Origin of the sequence: Stenotrophomonas sp. SMYL8, from assembly GCF_036320065.1 — a bacterium.
Lineage (GTDB): Bacteria > Pseudomonadota > Gammaproteobacteria > Xanthomonadales > Xanthomonadaceae > Stenotrophomonas > Stenotrophomonas maltophilia_A.
This window is the reverse complement of the sequence record NZ_JAWIRR010000042.1, coordinates 4,639-25,779: the sequence shown is the minus strand read 5'-3', so window position 1 is coordinate 25,779 and position 21,141 is coordinate 4,639. Positions and strand designations below refer to the sequence as shown.

The window sequence follows — 21,141 nt, the reverse complement described above, 5'->3', positions numbered from 1 at the left end:
GGATGACGGGAAGGTGATCGAAAGCGCTGTCTGTAGAGTCGAGCCATGCTCGACTCACGCGCGCGGCGCGCAGTAGATCCACGCCATGCGGGGATGTGTGGACCAGGGTCCACACCCACCAATGCGGCATTACGCCGAGGCGTAACGCACGGCGGTGCCGATCCAGCGTTGCACCACGCGATCGGCCAGCGCGGGCTGCTGGTCCAGCAGGCGCTCGGCCAGGTCATGCACGCTGGGCAGCAGGCCGGCATCGCGCGCGAGATCGGCGATGCGGAAGCCAGCCAGGCCGGTCTGGCGGGTACCGAGCAGTTCGCCCGGGCCACGCAGCTCCAGATCCTTCTCGGCGATGACGAAGCCATCGTTGGTTTCGCGCATGGTCTGCAAACGCTCGCGCGCCATCTGCGAAAGCGGCGCCTGGTACAGCAGCACGCAGCGCGACACCGCCGAACCGCGGCCCACGCGGCCGCGCAACTGGTGCAGCTGGGCCAGGCCGAGGCGCTCGGCATTCTCGATCACCATCAGCGAGGCATTCGGTACGTCCACGCCCACTTCGATGACCGTGGTCGCCACCAGCAGGTCAATCTCACCGGCCTTGAACGCCACCATCGTCGCCAGCTTCTCGGCGGCTTTCAGACGGCCATGCACCAGCCCCACGCGCACGCCCGGCAGCAGCGCCTGCAGCGATTCGTAGGTGGCCTGCGCCGGGGTGGCGTCGAGCTCTTCGCTTTCCTCGATGAGCGTGCACACCCAGTACACCTGCCGCCCTTCCTGGCAGGCCAGCGCGATGCGCTCGATCAGCTCGGGACGACGATCGTTGTTGAGTGCCACGGTCTGCACCGGCGTGCGGCCCGGCGGCAGTTCGTCAATGGCCGACACATCCAGATCCGCGTATTCGGACATCGCCAGCGTGCGTGGAATCGGCGTGGCAGTCATCACCAGCTGGTGCGGCACGCTGTTGCCGCCCGCGCCTTTGTCGCGCAGGGCCAGCCGCTGGTGCACGCCGAAGCGGTGCTGTTCGTCGACGATGGCCAAGGCCAAATCCTGGAATACCACCGCCTCCTGCATCAGCGCGTGGGTGCCGACCACCACCTGCGCCTCGCCGTTGGCGACCTGCTCCATCACCTTGGCGCGCGCCTTGCCGGTGACCTTGCCGGCCAGCCAGGCGATACGCACGCCCAGCGGTTCCAGCCAGCCGCGCAGGTTGTTGAGATGCTGCTCGGCCAGCAGCTCGGTGGGCGCTGCCAATGCGACCTGCTTACCCTGCTCGACCGCCAGCATCGCCGCCAGCGCGGCGACCACGGTCTTGCCGGAGCCGACGTCGCCCTGCACAAGCCGCAGCATCGGGCTGGGCCGCGCGAGGTCTTCGCGGATCTGCTTGAACACGCGCGCCTGGGCGCCGGTCAGCGCGAACGGCAGCTGCTTCAGCAGCGCCTTGGCCAGCTTGCCGGGACCGGACAGCGGCGGCGCATGGTGCGCCTGCAAGGCGATGCGCTGGCGGCGCAGGCTGAGGTGATGGGCCAGCAGCTCTTCCATTGCCAGACGACGCTGCGCCGGATGGGTGCCTGCGGCCAGCGCAGCCAGATCGGCATCCGGCGGCGGCCGATGCACGGTCAGCAGCGCACTGCGCAGCGACGGCAGGCCGAGGCCATCCAGCCAACCGCTGGGCAGCAGTTCCATCGTGCTTTCCTCGGGCAAGCGATCCAGGGCCTGGCCGATCAGCTTGCGCATGGTCATCGGGCCGACACCTTCGACGGTGGGATACACCGGGTCGAGGCGGTCGCCGAGTTCGGGATCGTCGTTGCGGCCCAGCACCTGGTAGCTGGGATGGACGATTTCCAGGCCGAGATGGCCGGGTTTGGGGGTGCCGAAGCAGCGCAGCCGGTTGCCGACCGCGAACTGGCCGACCTGCTGCTGGCGGAAATGGAAGAAGCGCAGCACCAGGGTGCCCTGCCCTTCATCCTCCACGGCGACCTTCAGCATCGGCCGGTAGCGCATGCCGCGCTCGACCGCGACCACCCGCCCTTCCACCTGCGCCGGCACGCCGTTGCGCAGGTCTTCGATGCGGGTCAGCCGGGTCCGGTCTTCATAGCGCAGCGGCAGATGAAGCCAGAGATCCTGCAGGGTGGCCAGGCCACGCGCCTGCAGTTTGGCGGCCACGGCCGGGCCCACGCCCGCAAGCATCGCCAGGGATGCTTCGCCGGACGGTGACAGGACCGGGGTGACCGCCGCCTTGCGTGCCACGTGGCGGTCAGTCGATGACCATCACCGCGTCGACCTCGAAGTTGGCGCCCTTCGGCAGGCCGGAGACTTCGATGGTGGAACGGGCCGGGTACGGGGCCTGGAAGTAGTCCTGCATGACCGCGTTGACCTTGGCAAACTCGCCCAGGTCGGTCAGGTACAGGCCCAGGCGCACGACCTTGTCCAGCGAGCCGCCAGCGGCTTCGGCCACGGCCTTGAGGTTGTCGAAGGCGCGGCGGGCCTGTGCTTCGACGTCACCGGCGCCGACGATGTCGCCGGTGGCCGGGTCGAGCGGGATCTGGCCGGAGAAGTACACGGTGTTGCCGGCGCGCACGGCCTGCGAGTACGGGCCGATGGCGGCGGGAGCCTTTTCGGTGTTGATGATCTGGCGGGACATGGGTCGCTCCGGTGCTTGGGGGAAAACAGAGCGGTGATTGTACCGGGTGGGGGCGCATCCACGCATGGCGTGGATCTACCGCGCCGCTTCGGTAGTGCCGGCCGCTGGCCGGCAAACCCATGAACGTCGGAAGCACCGCGAAGTTGCCGGCCAGCGGCCGGCACTATCGGGTTCGCATTACTGGCGGCGTACCGACTGCACGACCGACAGGCGGCGCAGGCGGCGCATCACTTCGGCCAGATGGTTGCGGTCGCGCACCTGGATGTTGAACGCCAGCACGGCGGCGTTGAAATCACGGTCCAGGTAGTCCACGCGCTCGATGTTGGAATGGCTCTGCGCGATGGCGGCGGCCAGCTGCGCCAGCACGCCGGTGCCGTTCTCCACTTCCACCACCAGCGAGGTGTCGTAGTCGCCGGAAACGGTGGTGTCCCAGCCGATCGGCACCCAGCGCTCGGGCGACTTGCGCAGCTCGGCCAGGTTCGGGCAGTCCATGCGGTGCACCACGATGCCCTTGCCGGCGGTGTGGTAGCCCATGATCTCGTCGCCGGGAATCGGCTGGCAGCAACCGGCGAAGGTGACCACGCCGCGCTCGCTGCCGTTGATCAGGATCTTTTCCTGCGAGTGGTGGCGCGAATGCGGGCCGCCACGCAGTTCGGCGTAGGCCATCAGCGCCTGTGCAGCCTGCGTCGGCATCCAGTTGCCCAGTGCGACCTCGGCCAGCAGCGCCTCCAGGCGCGGGAAGCGGTGCTCGGCGAGGAACGCATCCAGGCGCCCCTTCGGCAGCCGCTCCAACGAGGAATCCATCGCCTCCAGCGCACGGTCGAGCATGCGGTGGCCGAGCTGCACGGCGTCTTCATGCTCCAGCTGCTTGAGCTGGTGGCGGATGGCGGTGCGCGCCTTGCTGGTAACCACGAATTCCAGCCACTGCGGTTTCGGCGTGGCCGAGCGTGCGGTGATGATCTCCACCGACTGGCCCGACACCAGCTTGGTGCGCAACGGCACCAGCTTCTTGTCCACGCGCGAGGCCACGGCCATGTTGCCGACGTCGGTATGCACGGCGTAGGCGAAGTCCAGCGCGGTGGAATTGCGCGGCAGGGCCAGGATCTTGCCCTTCGGGGTGAACAGGTAGACCTCGTCCGGGAACAGGTCGACCTTGACGTTGTCGAGGAACTCCAGCGAGGAACCGGCGGCACGCTGCGAGTCGATCAGCTCAACGATCCAGGCGTGTGCGCGGCTCTGCGCGCTGTTCGGTGAATCGCCGCCGAACTTGTAGGTCCAGTGCGCGGCCACGCCACGTTCGGCGATCAGGTCCATCTCTTCGGTGCGGATCTGCACTTCGATGGGCGAACCATACGGCCCGAACAGCACCGTATGCAGCGACTGGTAACCGTTGGCCTTGGGAATGGCGATGAAATCGCGGAAACGCCCATCCAGCGGCTTGAACGTGGCATGCACCGAACCCAGCGCGTGGTAGCAGCTGGGCACGCTGCGCACCACCAGGCGGAAGCCGAACACGTCCATCACCTGGTCGAAGGTTTTGTTCTCGTCGCGCATCTTGTTGTAGATGCTCCACGGGGTCTTGATGCGGCTGACCAGGCGGTGCTCGATGCCTTCCTTCGCCAACCGCTGCGACAGCTGCACTTCCACCTGCGCCAGCGCTTCGCGGCGGACCACCGGTTGGCTGCGGATGTGCTTTTCCAGGATCGCGTGGCGCCACGGATACAGCGCCTTGAAACCGAGGTTCTGCAGCTCGCTCTTGACCAGGCTCATGCCCAGGCGCTGGGCGATGGGCGCGTAGATCTCCAGCGTCTCGCGGGCGATGCGGCCGCGCGCTTCGCGGCTCTGCGCGCCCAGCGTGCGCATGTTGTGCAGACGGTCGGCCAGCTTGATCATGATCACGCGCAGGTCGCGCGACATCGCCAGCAGCATCTTGCGGAAGCTCTCGGCGGCCGCTTCCTGGCGATCGCGGAACTTCAGCTTGTCCAGCTTGGTCACGCCGTCGACCAGTTCGGCCACGGCTTCGCCGAACTCGGCAGCCAGCGCTTCACGGGTCAGCGGGGTGTCTTCGATGGTGTCGTGCAGGATCGCGGCGATCAGCGCCTCCACGTCCAGGCCGAGCTCGGCCAGCACCTGGGCCACGGCAACCGGATGGGTGATATAGGGCTCGCCCGACTTGCGCGTCTGCCCGGCGTGTGCGGCGGCTCCGACTTCCCAGGCACGGCGCAACAGCGGCAGCTGTTCCGGCGGCAGGTAATGGGCGGCGCGTTCAAGCTGGAGGACGTAGTCGGGTACGGCGGCAGCGGGGGCTGCGGCGACCTTGGCAGTGGGGCCTGGGTTCATGCCCGAAGCCTATTCCAGCGCGACGTTTACGGCAAATCCTGAATGCGAAACAGCCCGCACGGGGCGGGCTGTTCGGCACATCCAACGATTACGTTGATCGATGCGATCAATCGTCGTTCTTGGACATGTCTTCGTCGGCGACCACTTCCGCGGCAGCCCACTCCAGCGCTTCGCGCTCGGCGCGCTCACGCTCGGCCTTCTCGACTTCGTCGATCAGCGCGTTGTCGATCTTGCGGGCAGCGATTTCGCGCAGCGCCAGCACGGTCGGCTTGTCCTCGGTCTCGCTGTTGTCCAGCGTGGCCTGCACGCCGTTGGCGAGCTGGCGGGCACGCTTGGAAGCCATCATGACCAGTTCGAAACGGTTGTTAACGACTTCCAGGCAATCTTCTACGGTGATGCGGGCCATACGGGCTCCCGGCGACCGGTCGGCCGCTCAGTCGAATGAGGGAAAGGGGACGGAGTGTACTGGCAGGGGCTGGACAAAATCAAGCCAACCCCTACCCGATTCTTTTGGAATCAGTCAGTTGCGCCCGGATCGGGGGTCAACAAGGCTTGGATCAGGCCTGCGTGGCGGACCTTCTGGGCCTCCCGGCGCAGGCGGCTGGCGGTGAAGATGGCGCACAGTTCGTCCACGGCGGTGTCGAACACCTCGTTGACGATGACGTAGTCGAACTCGTTGAAGTGCAGCATCTCGTCACGGGCGGCGCCCAGGCGCTGGGCGATGACCGCCTCGCTGTCCTGGCCGCGCTTGCGCATGCGGTCCTGCAGGGCCTGCTTGGACGGCGGCAGGATGAACACGGTGACCGTGCCCGGCACCAGCTGGCGTACCTGCTGCGCGCCCTGCCAGTCGATTTCCAGCAGCACGTCCTGGCCGGCGGCCAGCTGCGGCTCCACCGACTGGCGGGCGGTGCCCTTCCAGTCGCCGTGCACCCAGGCATGCTCGAAGAAGTCGCCGGCGGCGATCATTTCCTCGAACTTCTCCGCAGAGACGAAATGGTAGTGCTGGCCATTCACTTCACCCGGGCGCATCGCGCGCGAGGTGAAGGAGATCGACAGGGCGATCTGCGGGTCACGCGCCAGGGTGGCATTGACGATGCTGCTCTTGCCGGCGCCGGAAGGGGCGGCAACGATGTACAGCGTGCCGCGCGCAACGGCGTCCGACGGCTTCGACGGGGCGCTCATGCGCGGAGTCCAACGGGTTGATTTCGCAAAATTTTTCCTCGGTGTTCCAGATCCGGCGCGGAGGATCGCGCCAGGACGGCGGGGGCTGCGCGGAACATCCTGGAACCAGGCCCGGCAGACGCTTCCCCGGGGGGCGGGCACGCAACTTTACCAGAGCGGCCGCGTTGCGCGCCCGTCCGGCAGGCGCCGGGCCTTGTGCCACATGGGCGTGCGGGGGCCTGTGCTATAACCGGGCCGTACCCAACGACAGCCCGGAGGCCTGCGCCTCCCCGCCATCCCAGGAGAACGGCATGCCATCGATGAGCCGCCGCCAGTTCCTGAAAGTGACCGGGACAACCCTGGTTGGCTCCAGCCTGGCATTGATGGGCTTCGCGCCCGGCATCGCGCTCGCGGAGGTCAGGCAGTACAAGCTGACCCGCGCGACCGAGACCCGCAACACCTGTACGTATTGTTCGGTGGCCTGCGGCATCCTGATGTACAGCCTCGGCGATGGCGCCAAGAACGCCGAGCCGAGCATCTTCCATATCGAGGGTGACCCGGACCATCCGGTCAACCGCGGCACGCTGTGCCCGAAGGGGGCCGGCCTGGCCGACATCATCCACAGCAAGTCGCGCCTGCTCTACCCCGAGTACCGCGCGCCGGGCTCGAACGAGTGGAAGCGGCTGAGCTGGGACGATGCGCTGGACCGCATCGCGCGGCTGATGAAGGAAGACCGCGATGCCAACTTCGTGCAGAAGAACGAGGCCGGGCAGACGGTCAACCGCTGGCTGACCACCGGCATGCTCGCCGCCTCGGCGACCAGCAATGAAACCGCGGTGCTGACCCACAAGGTCGTGCGCTCCCTTGGCATGCTTGCATTCGACAACCAGGCACGTGTCTGACACGGCCCGACGGTGGCAGGTCTTGCCCCGACGCTAGGCCGTGGTGCGATGACGAATCACTGGGTCGACATCAAGAATGCCGACCTGATCCTGATCATGGGTGGCAATGCCGCCGAGGCGCATCCGTGTGGGTTCAAATGGGTGACCGAGGCCAAGGCACACAACAAGGCCCGGCTGATCGTGGTCGATCCGCGCTTCAACCGCTCGGCCGCGGTGGCCGACGTGTATGCGCCGATCCGTACCGGCACCGACATCGTGTTCCTGGGCGGTCTGATCAACTACCTGTTGACCGAGGACCGCATCCAGCACGAGTACGTGCTGAATTACACCGACATGTCGTTCCTGGTGAAGGATGAATTCGCCTTCAAGGACGGCCTGTATTCGGGCTACAACGAAGAGAAGCGCAGCTACGACCGCTCCAGCTGGGACTACGCCTACGGTGACGATGGCTTCGTGCGCAGCGACCCGACGCTGAAGGACCCGCGCTGCGTCTACAACCTGCTCAAGCAGCACTACGCGCGCTACACCGTGGAGATGGTCGAACGCATCTGCGGCACGCCCGCCGACAGCATCCGCCAGGTCTGGGACATGATCGCGTCCACCGCCGGCAAGGACAAGGCGATGACCATCCTGTACGCGCTGGGCTGGACGCAGCATTCGATCGGTGCGCAGAACGTGCGCGCCGGCACCATGGTGCAGCTGCTGCTGGGCAACATCGGCGTGGCCGGTGGTGGCATGAACGCCTTGCGCGGGCATTCCAACATCCAGGGCCTGACCGACATCGGCCTGATGTCCGACCTGCTGCCCGGCTACCTGACGCTGCCGAAACAGGACGAGCAGGACTACGACGCCTACATCGCCAAGCGCACGCAGAAGCCGCTGCGCGCCAACCAGATGTCGTTCTGGCAGAACTACCCGAAGTTCCATGTCAGCCTGATGAAGTCGTGGTGGGGCGACGCCGCTACCGCCGACAACAACTGGTGCTTCGACCATCTGCCCAAGCTCGACAAGCCGTACGACATGCTGCAGGCGTACGAGCTGATGAACGAGGGCAAGATCCACGGCTACATCTGCCAGGGCTTCAACCCGCTGGCCTCGGCGCCGAACAAGGGCAAGCTGATCAGCGCGTTCTCCAAGCTGAAGTTCATGGTCAGCATGGACCCGCTGGAAACCGAGACCATCGCGTTCTGGCAGAACCATGGCGCGCTGAACGACGTTGACCCGAGCACGATCCAGACCGAAGTATTCCGCCTGCCGACCACTTCCTTCGCCGAGGAAAACGGCGCGGTGGTGAACTCCTCGCGCTGGCTGCAATGGCACTGGAAGGGGGCCAATCCGCCGGGCGAAGCGCGCAGCGACATCGAGATCATGTCCGAGCTGTTCCATCGCATCAAAGCGATGTACGAGAAGGACGGCGGTGCCTGGTGGGAGCCGGTGCGCGACCTGGCCTGGAAGTACTCCAACCCGGAACTGCCGACGCCGGAAGAACTGGCGATGGAATACAACGGCAAGGCACTGGCCGACGTGTTCGATCCGAAGGACCCGACCAAGCTGGTGCGCAAGGCCGGCGAGCAGCTGGCGGCATTCGGCGACCTGCGCGACGACGGCAGCACGTCCTCCGGCTGCTGGATCTACATCGGCGCCTGGGGCCCGACCGGCAACATGATGGCGCGACGTGACAACAGCGACCCCACCGGCATCGGCAACACGCTGGGCTGGGCCTGGGCGTGGCCGGCCAATCGCCGGGTGATGTACAACCGCGCCTCGTGTGACGTGGCCGGCCAGCCGTTCGATCCGCGGCGCACGCTGCTGGCCTGGAACGGCAAGAACTGGGGCAGCGTGGACGTGCCGGACTTCAAGGCCGATGAAGATCCCGCCGGGGGCATGGGCCCGTTCATCATGAATCCGGAAGGCATCGCCCGCTTCTTCGCCAAGGCCGGCATGGCCGAAGGGCCGTTCCCGGAGCACTACGAACCGTTCGATACACCGCTGCGCAGCAACCCGCTCAGCCCCGGTCAGGCACTGACGTTGAACAACCCGGCGGCGCGCGTGTTCGCCAGCGATCGCGCACAGATCGGTTCGCCGGACGAGTTCCCGCATGTAGCCACCACCTACCGCCTGACCGAGCATTTCCACTTCTGGACCAAGCACGGCAAGTTGAACGCCATCATCCAGCCCGAGCAGTTCGTCGAGATCGGCGCGGCCCTGGCCGACGAACTGGGCATCAACAATGGCAGCCGCGTGCGGGTCAGTTCCAAGCGCGGGCACATCGAAGCGGTGGCGATGGTGACCAAGCGCATCAAGGCCCTGCAGATTGATGGCAAAACCGTGCACCAGGTGGGCGTGCCGATCCACTGGGGCTTCCTCGGTGCGGCCAAGCCCGGATACATCGCCAATACGCTGACCAACGCCATCGGTGACGGCAACTCGCAGACGCCCGAATCGAAGTGCATCCTGGTCAAGGTCGAGAAGGTGTAGGAGACACGCCATGTCACTGCAATCGCTGGACATCATCCGCCGCTCGGCCACCACCACGCCCTCGCCGGAGGCGCGCGGTGCGCACACCGGCCAGGTCGCCAAGCTGATCGATGTGAGCAAGTGCATCGGCTGCAAGGCCTGCCAGGTCGCCTGCATGGAATGGAACGACCTGCGCGACGAGGTCGGCAGCTGCGTCGGCAGCTATGACAACCCTCCCGACCTGAGCGAACAGTCGTGGACGGTGATGAAGTTCCGCGAGTACGAGGACGAGAAGGGCAAGCTGGAATGGCTGATCCGCAAGGAAGGCTGCATGCACTGCAGCGACCCGGGCTGCCTGAAGGCCTGCCCGTCGCCGGGCGCGATCATCCAGTACGCCAACGGCATCGTCGACTTCCAGGAAGAGAACTGCATCGGCTGCGGCTACTGCGTGACCGGTTGCCCGTTCGACGTGCCGCGCATCTCCAAGAAGGACCACAAGGCCTACAAGTGCACGCTGTGTTCGGACCGGGTGGCGGTAGGCCAGGAACCGGCCTGCGTGAAGACCTGCCCGACCGGTGCGATCACCTTCGGCAGCAAGGAGGCGATGACCGAGCATGCCGCCGGCCGCGTGGAAGACCTGAAATCGCGCGGCTACGAGAACGCCGGCCTGTACGACCCGCAGGGTGTGGGCGGCACCCACGTGATGTACGTGCTGCAGCACGTGGACAAGCCGGAACTGTATGCCGACCTGCCGAAGGACCCGCGCATCAGCCCGATGGTGGAGGTGTGGAAGGGCGTGGCCAAGCCGCTGGGCGTGCTGGCGATTGCCGCTACCGCCTTCGCCGGCTTCCTGCATTACATCGGCATCGGCCGCAACACGGTCAATGACGAGGAAGAAGAGGAAGCCGAGCACGAGGCGAAGAAGATCGAAGAGGAGCAGCGGCCATGAAGTATGCCCCGCACCCGCGGCAGATCATCCGCTACCGCGCGCCGACCCGCATCAATCACTGGATTGTGGCGATCTGCTTCGTGTTGACCGCGCTGTCCGGGCTGGCGTTGTTCCACCCTGCCCTGTTCCCGCTGACCCAGTTGTTTGGCGGTGGGCCATGGACGCGCATCCTGCACCCGTTCATCGGCCTGGCCATGGTGGTGGGCTTTGCGCTGCTGGCGTTCCGCATGTGGCGCGACAATCTGCCGACCGCCGACGATGGCAAGTGGATGCGCGGCATGCGCGATGTACTGCGCAACGAGGATGAGAAGCTGCCGCCGGTGGGCCGCTTCAATGCCGGCCAGAAGCTGCTGTTCTGGGCCATCATCGGTTGCCTGTCGGCGCTGCTGCTGACCGGCTTCGTGATCTGGCGGCAGTACTTCAGCCACTTCTTCCCGATCGGGGTGATCCGCTTCTCGGTGCTCGCCCATGCGCTGTTCGGCTGGGTGCTGGTGTGCGCGATCGTGGTGCACATCTATGCGGCGATCTGGATCAAGGGCTCGGTGCGGGCGATGACCCAGGGCAAGGTGACCTACGGGTGGGCGTACAAGCATCACCGGCAGTGGTTCCGGGACATCCTGCGCGGACGGCGGGAACAGGGTTAGCGGCAGGGCCTGCGGCCCTGCACCCGCCTCGAGCCAAGGCAACAGCAACAGCGGCTCTCCGTGGGATGGCGGGGTGGGGGGGGGGGGGGGGGGGGGGGGGCGGGGGGGGGCCGGGGGGGGGGGGGGGGGGCCGCCCCGCGCCCCCCCCCCCCCCACCCCCCCCCCCCCCCCGCCCTCGACAGTTTCCCGCTGCTGTTGGTGGGTGTCGACCTTGGTCGACACGATGAACATGGCAATGATCGAAACCGGCTTTTGTAGAGTCGAGCCATGCTCGACTGCTTTGCCTGGAACACGCTGGACGCCGGCGTCGACAACGGCGAGGATGGAGCCTGGTTCTTCTGGCTGGCCCTGCATGGCGCAACGCATCCTTGAACCCGGTGAGATCGAGACGCTGGCCTCGCGCGATGTTCCGCGCATCATCCTGCCCGATACCGCGTCGCTGTTTGCCGGACGTGCGGACCGCCTGCGCAGTCTGGCTGCACACAGTGCCATCGGTGGTTACCTGCAGCTGCTGGCGGCGTTGGCCGATGCGCAGCAGGCGCTGCTGGAGGATCTGACACCGCAGCAACGCGAGGAACTTCAGGCACAGGCGCGTGCACAGCAGTCGAGTGCGGCAGCCGGCTCCGGGATGCCGTTGCGGCCCGCCAACACACTTCAGCTGGATGGACGCTGGCGCGGCTGGCTGCGCACGCTATGCCAGCACTGCGCTGAAGAAGCCGGGCTGCCGGCGGAAACCCGCCAGGAACTGCAGCGCGTTGCTGCTGCCGATGACGGGTGGCTGGATGCGCAGGCGCATGCGGTGCTGGAGCGTGATGACGCGCCGTCGGTGGATGCGGTGGCTGCGCTGCTGGTGATGAACGCGCTGCAGGTCTACTGGGCGGTGCTGGCGGACAGCTTCCGCCCCACCGAGCTGAAGCCACTGGCCGATGCACCGGGGCTGTGCCCGCTGTGCGGCACCCTGCCGGTGGTCAGCGTGGTGCAGGCGCGGCCGCCCTATGCCTCCTACCGCTACCTGTCGTGCTCGCTGTGTGCCTGCCAGTGGCACTACGTACGCGTGCAGTGCAGCCAGTGTGGTGCCGCCGGCAAGGACATCGCCTACCGCGCCCTGGCCGATGTGGACGGCGACAGCGGCGAGGCGGTGCGCGAGAGCGCGGTCCGGGCCGAGACCTGCGACCACTGCCACAGCTATCGCAAGATCCTGTATCTGGAGAAAGACCCGTCGCTGGAGCCGGTGGCCGATGACCTCGGCACGCTGGCGCTGGATCTGCTGCTGGCAGAGGAGGGCTATGCGCGTGCCAGCCAGAATCCGCTGCTGTGGCAATCCGACGGCGAGTGAGGCGATGACAGCCACGCCCCCCATCCCGGCATCGGTTTCCGCCCTGCCCTCGCTGGACCGGTTGCTGCGTCTGCCTGCCCTGGCAGCACTGATCGAGGGCCACGGCCGCAGCCGTATCACCCAGCTGCTGCGTTCGCACCTGCAGGTGCTGCGCGACCGTATCAGCGCCGGCCAGCTCTCGGCCACGCAGCTGCAGGAAGCGGTTAACGGCCCGGCGCTGGTGGCAGCAGTCGAGGCCGCACTGGCTGCTGACGCACGGCAGGATCTGCAGCCGATGTTCAATCTGACCGGCACCGTGCTGCACACCAATCTCGGCCGCGCCTTGCTGCCGGATGCCGCCGTGCACGCGGTCACCCGCGCGATGACCGCACCGGTGGATCTGGAGTTCGACATCAGCCGCGGCCGTCGCGGCGACCGCGATGCACGGGTGCAGGCATTGATCTGCGAACTGACCGGCGCAGAAGCCGCCACCGTGGTCAACAACAATGCGGCGGCGGTCCTGCTGCTGCTCAACAGCCTGGCCAACCGCCGCGACGTGGTGGTGTCACGCGGCGAGCTGGTGGAGATCGGTGGCGCCTTCCGCATTCCCGATGTGATGCGCAGTGCCGGCGCGCGGCTGCTGGAAGTCGGCACCACCAACCGCACTCACCCGGCCGACTTCGCCAATGTCATCGGCACGCGCACCGCGCTGCTGATGGAGGTGCACGCCAGCAACTATGCGATCACCGGCTTCACCGCCAAGGTCGACACCGCGGCGATGGCAGCCATCGCGCACGAGCACGGCCTGCCGCTTGTGGTGGATCTGGGCAGTGGCAGCCTGTGCGTTCTGGCGGCCTTCGGCCTGCCGCACGAGCCCACCGTGCAGGAAACGCTGGCGGCCGGCGCCGACCTGGTGTCGTTCAGTGGCGACAAGCTGCTGGGCGGGCCGCAGGCCGGCATCATCGCCGGCCGCGCCGACCTGATCGCGCGGATCAACCGCAACCCGCTGAAGCGGGCACTGCGCATGGACAAGATGGGCCTGGCCGCACTGGAAGCAGTGCTGGCCCTGTACCGCGAGCCGGAGCTGCTGGCACAGCGACTGCCGACCCTGCGCACCCTGTCACGCACGCAGGAGGACATCGATGTGCAGGCCCAGCGCCTGCTGCAGCCGATGCGTTCCGTGCTCGCGGCCGACTACGATCTTGAACGGTCACCAATGCAGAGCCAGATCGGCAGCGGCGCCCAGCCACAGGCGCAGCTGGCCAGCGCCGGACTGCGCATTACCAGCGCGCGCCGTGGCGGACTGGATCGCCTGGCCAAGCGCTTGCGTCAGCTGCCGCGACCCGTGCTGGGCCGCATTGCCGATGACGCGCTGTGGCTGGACCTGCGCTGCCTGGAACCGGCCGACGAAGCCGACTTCCTCGCCCAGTGGAGCACGCTGCAGGCATGATCGTCGGCACCGCCGGGCATATCGACCATGGCAAAACCAGCCTGGTACGCGCACTGACCGGCATCGAAACCGATCGCCTGCAGGAAGAGCGAACGCGCGGTATATCGATCGAACTGGGCTACGCCTATGTCCCGGTGGAAAGCAGGGACGCCGAAGGCCCGGCTGCGACGCTGGGTTTCGTCGACGTGCCAGGCCATGAGCGCTTCGTGCACACGATGGTGGCCGGCGCCACGGGTATCGATGTCGCCCTGCTGGTGATCGCTGCCGACGACGGCGTGATGCCACAGACCCGCGAGCATCTGGCCATCCTGCAGCTGCTGGGCGTGGATCGCGGCGCGGTGGCGCTGACCAAGATCGACCGTGTGGATGCGGCGCGCCTCGCCCGGGTCGAGATCGAGATTGCTGCGCTGCTGGCCGCGACACCGCTGCAGGAATCTCCTCTGTTCGCCTGCAACAGCACCGCACCCGACGATGCCGGCATCAGCGCACTGCGTACCCAGCTGCACGCATGGGCGGCGGACGATGCCAGTACACGCCAGGCCGAACTGCGCAGCGAACTGTTCCGCATGCCGGTGGACCGCGTGTTCTCGCTGGCCGGCCACGGCACGCTGGTGACCGGCGCGGTACATGGCGGCATCGCCGCGGTGGGTGAGCATCTGCAGCTGATGCCAGCCGCCACCGACGTGCGCGTGCGCAGCATCCATGCGCAGAACCAGGCCAGCGAGCACGCGATGGCTGGGCAACGCTGCGCGCTGAACCTGGCCGCCATCGCCCGCGACGACATCCGCCGTGGCGACTGGATTGCCGATCCACGCGCGCTGCTGGCCACTACCCGCGTCGACGTGCGCCTGCGACTTTCCGCACTGGCGCCGCCACTGCGCGACTGGTCACCGCTGCACATCCACTGGGGCACGATGCACCGGCAGGCCCATGTGGTGCTGCTGGAAGACCACGATCACGGCGATGGTCAGTTGGTGCAGCTGGTGTTCGATGCACCAGTCTGCGCGATGTGTGGCGATCGTTTCATCGCCCGTGATTCAGCAGCCACCCACACACTGGGCGGTGGCGTCGTGCTCGATCCGGATCCTCCGCAGCGGCGTCGGCGCAGTCCTGCGCGGCTGGCCTGGCTGGGGGCACTGGAGCAGCTGGCGGCCGGTGCCGGTGTTGTCCCGCTGCTGCAGCAGGCACCTGCCGGCATTCCCCTCACCGCGCTGCAACGCTATTGCCGACGCGCCGCCGACCGCATCGACCTGCCCGAGGACGCGCGACGCATCGCGACCCGCGATGACGCGGTGATCATCCTCGCACCGCACTGGCAAGCACTGCGCGAGCAGGTGATCACCTCGCTGCGCGGCTGGCACGAGCGACGCCCCGACGAACCCGGCGTCGACAGCGGGCGCCTGCAGCGCAGTACCCTGCCCTCGCTTGCAGCGAGCCTCTGGAATGCGCTGCTGCAGGACCTGCTGGCTGATGGCACGCTGCAGCGCGTGGGCGCGTGGTGGCGCCTGCCCGGCCATCACCATGCGCCACCGGAACGCGAACGCCTTCTGCTGGAACGCGTGCTGCCGCAACTGCACGCCGGTGGCTTCGATCCACCGTGGGTGCGCACCCTGGCCGCCGACATCGGACTGGCCGAAGACGAGGTCCGCGCCGTCCTGCGTCGCGCCGCCGCGCGTGGCGATCTGTTCCAGGTGGTGCCCGACCTGTTCTATGCGCCGGCCCGCATCGCCGAGTTGGCCACGATCGTCGCGCAGCTGTCACAGGCCAGCGGCACGGTGGATGCGGCGGCGTTCCGCGATGCCATCGGCCTGGGCCGCAAACGCAGCATCCAGATCTTGGAGTTCTTCAATCGCGTTGGCTACACTCGACGCGTCGGTGACCAGCATCGGCCGCGCGGCGACCTGCAGTGGAACGCAGCCCGCGACTGAGCCCACCGGTACCGCCGTACTTTCGGAAGGCATGCGCATCCGGGCATGCGGCTGGGCTTCAAACCCAGTAGGGGGCGTCGATCGTTCCCTGGTAGGTTCGACTCCTGCTGCCTTCCGCCATTCGCGTTCCCGCAGGAGATGTCGGCATGGCCACGCACGCGCAGTCCCCCGCTCCTTCAACGGCCGATGCCCCGCAACGACTGACGTCTCTCGCGCATGGCGGTGGCTGCGGCTGCAAGATCGCGCCCGGCGTGCTGACCGAACTGCTGCGCGGGGTTCCAGCGCTTCCAGCACCGGCCGAGCTGCTGGTCGGCCGCGAGACCAGCGACGACGCCGCGGTGTATCGCCTCGATGACCGGCAGGCAATCGTCGCCACCACCGACTTCTTCATGCCGATTGTCGACGACCCGTTCGACTTCGGCCGCATCGCCGCCACCAATGCGCTGTCGGACCTGTACGCGATGGGCGCGCGCCCGCTGTTCGCACTGGCCATCGTCGGCATGCCGATCAACAGCCTGCCGCAGGACACCATCCGCGGCATCCTGCAGGGTGGCGAACGCGCCTGTGCTGATGCCGGCATCGTGGTGGCTGGTGGCCACAGCATCGATTCGGTGGAACCCATCTACGGCCTGGCCGCGATCGGCGTGCTCGATCCGCAGCGGCTCAAGCGCAATGCCGATGCCCGCGCCGGCGATGTGCTGGTGCTGGGCAAGCCGTTGGGCGTGGGTGTGTATTCGTCGGCGCTGAAGAAAGAAGTGCTGGATGCCGAGGGCTACCGTCAGATGATCGAGTCGACCACCCGCCTGAACAGCGTGGGCCTGCCCCTTGCCGCGCTGGACGGCGTGCATGCCATGACCGACGTCACCGGCTTCGGCCTGCTCGGCCACCTGCTGGAAGTGTGCCGCGCCAGTGGCGTGGCCGCCGAGGTGGACAGTGCACAGGTGCCGCTGCTGCCGCAGACCCTGGACCTGCTGCAGCGTGGCTGCGTAACCGGCGCCTCCAACCGCAACTGGGCCTCGTATGGCGCCGAGGTGCGCTTCGCCGAGGGCTTGGCCGCCCACTGGCAGCCACTGCTGACCGACCCGCAGACCAGCGGCGGCCTGCTGGTGTCCTGTGCGCCGGAAGCGTTGGATGCGGTGCTGGCCTGCTTCCACGACGCCGGATTCGGCCAGGCGGCCGTGGTGGGGCGCTTGAGCGGGGGAGCGCCGGCCGTCAGGGTGCACTGATGCACTGATGCGCTGAAACAACAAGGGCACCCGAAGGCGCCCCTGCTGTACGGCTGGATGCAACATCACTCGATGTTCTGCACCTGTTCGCGGATCTGGTCGATCAGCACCTTCAGCTCCACCGCCGCATTGGACGTACGGCTGTCCACCGACTTGGAGCCCAGCGTATTGGCTTCGCGGTTGAACTCCTGCAGCAGGAAGTCCAGGCGGCGGCCGACCGGTTCGCGCTGCTTGAGCACGCGCCGGATCTCGACGATATGGCTGCCGAGGCGGTCCAGCTCTTCATCCACGTCCAGCTTCTGCAGCCACAGCACCAGCTCCTGCTCGGCGCGGCCGGGGTCGACCGGGTGCGGCAGGTCAGCCAGGCGGGCGGCCAGCTTGGCGCGCTGGCCGTCGCGAATGGCCGGGATCAAGGTGCGCACTTCGGTAGCGATGCGTTCGATGCCGTCCACGCGCTCGCTGATGGCCGCGGACAACTTGCCGCCTTCGCGCTCACGGGCCTCGACGAAGCCATCCAGCACCTGGTCCAGCAGGGCCAGTGCCTCGACCTGCAGGGCGGCGGCATCGGTGGCCTCGCCACGGGTGACGCCCGGCAGCTGCAGCAGATCGGTGAAGCTGACCTGCAGATTGGGGAAATCGGAGGTCAGGCGGTGCGCCAGGCGGCCCAGCTGGCCCAGCAGGGCCTCGTCCACCTGCAGGTTGGCGGCCGCTTCCGGCGCGCGCAGGCGCATCACCAGATCCAGCTTGCCGCGGCTCAGGCGCGCGGCAATGCGCTCGCGCAGCTGCGGCTCCAGCGCCCGCAGTTCCTCGGGCAGGCGGGTGCCGACCTCCAGGAAGCGGTGGTTGACCGAGCGCAGCTCGCAGCCCAGCGTGCCCCACGGGGTGACCCGCTCGCCGCCGGCGTAGGCGGTCATGCTTCGAATCATGGATTGTGTCCGGTGCGTGCAAAGGGGGAATGGTACCCTAGCGCCCTCACCAGAGCCCCCTTGCCCGCCCCGTGAAGGCCGCGGGCGTGGCGGCGTACTCCCTCGCCATTACGGAACCCGCACCATGTCCGATTCCCGCCCCAGCGGCCGCCAGCCCGACCAGCTCCGCCCGGTCGTCATCCAACGCGGCTTCACCCGCCACGCCGAAGGTTCGGTGCTGGTGTGCTTCGGTGAAACCCGTGTGCTGTGCACCGCCAGCGTCGAGAACCGCGTGCCGGGCTTCCTGCGCGGCAAGGGCGAAGGCTGGGTGACCGCCGAGTACGGCATGCTGCCGCGCGCCACCCACACCCGCAGCGACCGTGAAGCCGCCCGTGGCAAGCAGGGCGGCCGCACCCTGGAGATCCAGCGCCTGATCGGCCGCAGCCTGCGCGCCTGCGTGGACCGCAACGCGCTGGGCGAACGCACCATCACCCTGGACTGCGACGTGCTGCAGGCCGACGGTGGCACCCGCACCGCCGCCATCACCGGTGCCTACGTGGCCCTGGTCGATGCGGTGAACGTGCTGATGAAGCGCGGCGACATCAAGCGCAACCCGATCCTGGGCGCCGTGGCAGCGGTGTCGGTGGGCGTCTACCGCGGCACCCCGGTGCTGGACCTGGACTACGCCGAAGACAGCGACTGCGACACCGACATGAACGTGGTGATGAACGACGGCGGTGGCTTCATCGAACTGCAGGGCACCGCCGAAGGCCATGCCTTCCGTCGCGACGAACTGGATGCGCTGCTGGGCCTGGCCGAGAAGGGCGTGGCCGAACTGCTGGCCGCACAGCAGGCGGCGCTGTCGGCATGAACCGGCGCATCGCCCTGACCACCCTGGTGGTGGCCGACTATGACGAAGCCATTGCCTGGTACACCGGCAAGCTCGGCTTCGCACTGCTGGAGGACATCGACCAGGGCCACAAGCGCTGGGTGGTGGTGGGGCCGACCGACGGCAGCGCTGCCGCCCTGCTGCTGGCCCGCGCCAGCGACGAGGAACAGCGCAGCCGCATCGGCAACCAGACCGGTGGCCGCGTCGCCTTCTTCCTCAACACCGACGACTTCCACCGCGACCACACGGCGATGCTGGCCGCCGGGGTCGAATTCCTGGAAGCGCCGCGCGAAGAACCCTATGCAACGGTCGCGGTGTTCCGCGATCTGTATGGCAACACCTGGGACCTGCTGGAGCCCCGTCAATGAAGAAACTGGTACTGGCCAGCCACAACGCCGGCAAGCTGGTGGAGATGCAGGAGATCCTCGCCGACCTGCCGCTGCAGATCACCTCGGCCGCCGAGCTTGGCCTGGGCGACGTGGAAGAAACCGGCCTGACCTTCGTAGAGAACGCGCTGCTGAAGGCGCGCGCGGCCTGCGAAGCGACCGGCCTGCCGGCGCTGGCCGATGATTCGGGGCTGATCGTCGATGCCCTCGGCGGTGCACCGGGCCTGTACAGCGCGCGCTATGCCGGCCACCCGACCAATGCCGCGGCCAACAACGCCAAGCTGCTGGAGGCGATGGCCGACATCCCCGATGGCCAGCGCGGTGCCCGCTTCTATGCGGTGATCGTGCTGCTGCGCCACGCCACCGATCCGCAGCCGCTGATCTGCGAAGGTCGCTGGGAGGGCCAGATCATCCGTGAACTGCGCGGCACGAATGGATTCGGCTACAACCCGGTGTTCCTTGACACCACCCACGGCCTGACCGCTGCGGAGATGGAGCCGGCACTGAAGAACGCCATCAGCCACCGTGCCCTCGCCCTGCAACAGCTCAAGCAGCAGTTGGCGACGCTGTACTGACGCCACCCGATCGAACCAGGGAAGCCGGCCAGCGGCCGGCACTACCGAAGAAGCCCATGCCGCACGCCCACGACCACTGCAACCACCTGCCCGGCGAAGCCTGTTCGGCGGACCACGACACTTCGGTACGACTGGTGCCACCCCCGCTGTCGCTGTACGTGCACCTGCCGTGGTGCGTGCGCAAATGCCCGTACTGCGATTTCAATTCGCACCAGGCCAAGGGCGAGCTGCCGTTCGATGCCTACATCGATGCCCTGCTGCGCGACCTCGACCAGGACCTGCCGCTGGTCTGGGGTCGGGTGGTGCACAGCGTGTTCTTCGGTGGCGGCACGCCCAGCCTGTTCCCGCCGGAAGCGATCGACCGCTTCCTGCAGCAGGCCAGCGCCCGCCTGCGCTTCGCACCCAATGCCGAAATCACCCTGGAAACCAACCCGGGCACCGCCGAGCATGGCCGCTTCGACCGCTATCGCGCGGCCGGCGTCAATCGCCTCAGCTTCGGTATCCAGAGTTTCGACGATGCGATGCTCAAGCGCCTGGGCCGCATCCACGACAGTGGCGAAGCCGAGCGCGCGGTGAAGATGGCGCAGGACGCGGGTTACGACAACTTCAACATCGACCTGATGTACGCGCTGCCGGAACAGACCCTGGCCGGTGCCGAGGCTGATCTGGAACGCGCGTTCGCGCTGCAGCCGGCACACATCTCGCACTACCAGCTGACCCTGGAACCGAACACGGTGTTCTTCGCGCGGCCGCCGCAGGGCATTCCCGATGAAGACAACGCCTGGGACATGCAGGAACACTGCCAGGCGCTGCTGGCGCAGGCCGGTTTCGGCCAGTACGAGGTGAGCGCCTACGCACGCCCTGGCCGGCAGAGCGCGCACAACCTGAACTACTGGCGCTTCGGCGATTACCTGGGCATCGGTGCCGGCGCGCACGGCAAGATCAGCTCGGGCGCCGAGGAACACTTGCTGCGACGCTGGAAGCTGAAGCATCCGCAGGCTTATCTGGACAGCGCGGGCACCCCGGCCTCGTTCGGGGGTGACGATGTGATCGCGCCTGAGCGCCTGCCCTTCGAGTACATGCTGAATCTGCTGCGCCTGCACGAAGGCTTCGGCCTGCGCGATTTCGAGTCGCGTACCGGGCTGTCGCGCAGCGTGCTGGATGCACCGTTGGCCGAGGCCGTGCAGCACGGCTGGCTGGACGTGACCGATGGCCATGTGCAGCCGACCGAACTGGGCCGCCGCTTCACCAACGATGTGGTGAGCCTGTTCCTGGAGGAGTGATCCTCGCCTGACAGGGGGTAGTGGGGGGGGGGGGGGGGGCGGGCGCGGGGGGGGGGGGGGGGGGCCCCCGGGGGGCGGGGCCGGCCGGGGGGGGGG

Annotated in this window: 17 protein-coding genes and 1 tRNA gene; 12 read left to right on the top strand and 6 right to left on the bottom strand. The window is 67.5% G+C overall.

All coding sequences use genetic code 11. The annotated features are described in order from the left end of the window. Positions 1-129: 129 nt before the first annotated feature. From recG to gmk, 5 genes are all read right to left on the bottom strand, one after another. Positions 130-2,241: an ATP-dependent DNA helicase RecG gene (gene recG / locus V3B25_RS20955; RefSeq protein WP_329811497.1), complete on the bottom strand. Its 2,112-nt coding sequence runs from the start codon at positions 2,239-2,241 to the stop codon at positions 130-132. Between the two features lie 7 nt (positions 2,242-2,248). Next, the gene (locus V3B25_RS20950; protein WP_005410875.1) at positions 2,249-2,635 is read right to left on the bottom strand and encodes a RidA family protein; all 387 of its coding nucleotides are present in this window, start codon (positions 2,633-2,635) and stop codon (positions 2,249-2,251) included. Between the two features lie 177 nt (positions 2,636-2,812). Next, complete coding sequence (locus V3B25_RS20945) at positions 2,813-4,975, bottom strand: bifunctional (p)ppGpp synthetase/guanosine-3',5'-bis(diphosphate) 3'-pyrophosphohydrolase (protein ID WP_019661980.1); 2,163 nt, start codon at positions 4,973-4,975, stop codon at positions 2,813-2,815. Between the two features lie 106 nt (positions 4,976-5,081). Further along, a complete protein-coding gene (gene rpoZ / locus V3B25_RS20940; protein WP_005410877.1) occupies positions 5,082-5,381 on the bottom strand; it encodes a DNA-directed RNA polymerase subunit omega in 300 nt (99 codons plus the stop codon). A 110-nt stretch (positions 5,382-5,491) separates the two neighbouring features. Continuing rightward, positions 5,492-6,157 carry a guanylate kinase gene (gmk, locus tag V3B25_RS20935; protein WP_014038334.1) on the bottom strand — a complete coding sequence of 222 codons (666 nt, stop codon included), beginning with the start codon at positions 6,155-6,157 and terminating at the stop codon, positions 5,492-5,494. A gap of 290 nt (positions 6,158-6,447) precedes the next feature. Here gmk and fdnG point away from each other — a divergent pair, with 290 nt between their 5' ends. The 8 genes from fdnG to selD all read left to right on the top strand — a co-directional run bounded on the left by fdnG (position 6,448) and on the right by selD (position 17,007). Further along, complete coding sequence (gene fdnG, locus V3B25_RS20930) at positions 6,448-9,516, top strand: formate dehydrogenase-N subunit alpha (protein WP_201117224.1); 3,069 nt, start codon at positions 6,448-6,450, stop codon at positions 9,514-9,516. A 10-nt stretch (positions 9,517-9,526) separates the two neighbouring features. Beyond that, entirely contained in the window at positions 9,527-10,444 is a 918-nt protein-coding gene (gene fdxH / locus V3B25_RS20925) for a formate dehydrogenase subunit beta (RefSeq protein WP_201117226.1), read from the top strand. After that, positions 10,441-11,088, top strand: a complete 648-nt coding sequence (locus V3B25_RS20920) for a formate dehydrogenase subunit gamma (protein ID WP_014038337.1) — start codon at positions 10,441-10,443, stop codon at positions 11,086-11,088. The genes fdxH and V3B25_RS20920 overlap by 4 nt, the downstream gene beginning before the upstream one ends. Positions 11,089-11,440: 352 nt before the next feature. Continuing rightward, the gene (fdhE, locus tag V3B25_RS20915) at positions 11,441-12,424 is read left to right on the top strand and encodes a formate dehydrogenase accessory protein FdhE (protein ID WP_329811494.1); all 984 of its coding nucleotides are present in this window, start codon (positions 11,441-11,443) and stop codon (positions 12,422-12,424) included. A 4-nt stretch (positions 12,425-12,428) separates the two neighbouring features. Next, positions 12,429-13,853 carry an L-seryl-tRNA(Sec) selenium transferase gene (selA, locus tag V3B25_RS20910; protein WP_329811493.1) on the top strand — a complete coding sequence of 475 codons (1,425 nt, stop codon included), beginning with the start codon at positions 12,429-12,431 and terminating at the stop codon, positions 13,851-13,853. Further along, positions 13,850-15,781, top strand: a complete 1,932-nt coding sequence (selB, locus tag V3B25_RS20905; protein ID WP_201117232.1) for a selenocysteine-specific translation elongation factor — start codon at positions 13,850-13,852, stop codon at positions 15,779-15,781. The genes selA and selB overlap by 4 nt, the downstream gene beginning before the upstream one ends. 24 nt (positions 15,782-15,805) lie before the next feature. Continuing rightward, positions 15,806-15,901 (top strand) — tRNA-Sec (locus tag V3B25_RS20900). A 26-nt stretch (positions 15,902-15,927) separates the two neighbouring features. Further along, the gene (selD, locus tag V3B25_RS20895) at positions 15,928-17,007 is read left to right on the top strand and encodes a selenide, water dikinase SelD (protein WP_049422647.1); all 1,080 of its coding nucleotides are present in this window, start codon (positions 15,928-15,930) and stop codon (positions 17,005-17,007) included. A 65-nt stretch (positions 17,008-17,072) separates the two neighbouring features. Here the strand turns inward: selD and V3B25_RS20890 are convergent, their stop codons facing one another. Continuing rightward, positions 17,073-17,933, bottom strand: a complete 861-nt coding sequence (locus tag V3B25_RS20890; RefSeq protein ID WP_019661992.1) for a YicC/YloC family endoribonuclease — start codon at positions 17,931-17,933, stop codon at positions 17,073-17,075. Between the two features lie 124 nt (positions 17,934-18,057). Between V3B25_RS20890 and rph the strand changes: the two genes are divergently transcribed. From rph to hemW, 4 genes are read left to right on the top strand one after another with little or no spacing between them, the layout of a single operon-like run. Further along, a complete protein-coding gene (rph, locus tag V3B25_RS20885) occupies positions 18,058-18,783 on the top strand; it encodes a ribonuclease PH (RefSeq protein ID WP_049426699.1) in 726 nt (241 codons plus the stop codon). Further along, a complete protein-coding gene (locus tag V3B25_RS20880; protein ID WP_049400723.1) occupies positions 18,780-19,169 on the top strand; it encodes a VOC family protein in 390 nt (129 codons plus the stop codon). The genes rph and V3B25_RS20880 overlap by 4 nt, the downstream gene beginning before the upstream one ends. Continuing rightward, on the top strand, positions 19,166-19,762 hold the full coding sequence (rdgB, locus tag V3B25_RS20875; protein ID WP_049422649.1) for an RdgB/HAM1 family non-canonical purine NTP pyrophosphatase: 597 nt from the start codon (positions 19,166-19,168) through the stop codon (positions 19,760-19,762). The genes V3B25_RS20880 and rdgB overlap by 4 nt, the downstream gene beginning before the upstream one ends. A gap of 56 nt (positions 19,763-19,818) precedes the next feature. Continuing rightward, positions 19,819-21,045, top strand: a complete 1,227-nt coding sequence (gene hemW / locus V3B25_RS20870) for a radical SAM family heme chaperone HemW (RefSeq protein ID WP_329811492.1) — start codon at positions 19,819-19,821, stop codon at positions 21,043-21,045. The last annotated feature ends 96 nt before the right edge of the window (positions 21,046-21,141 follow it).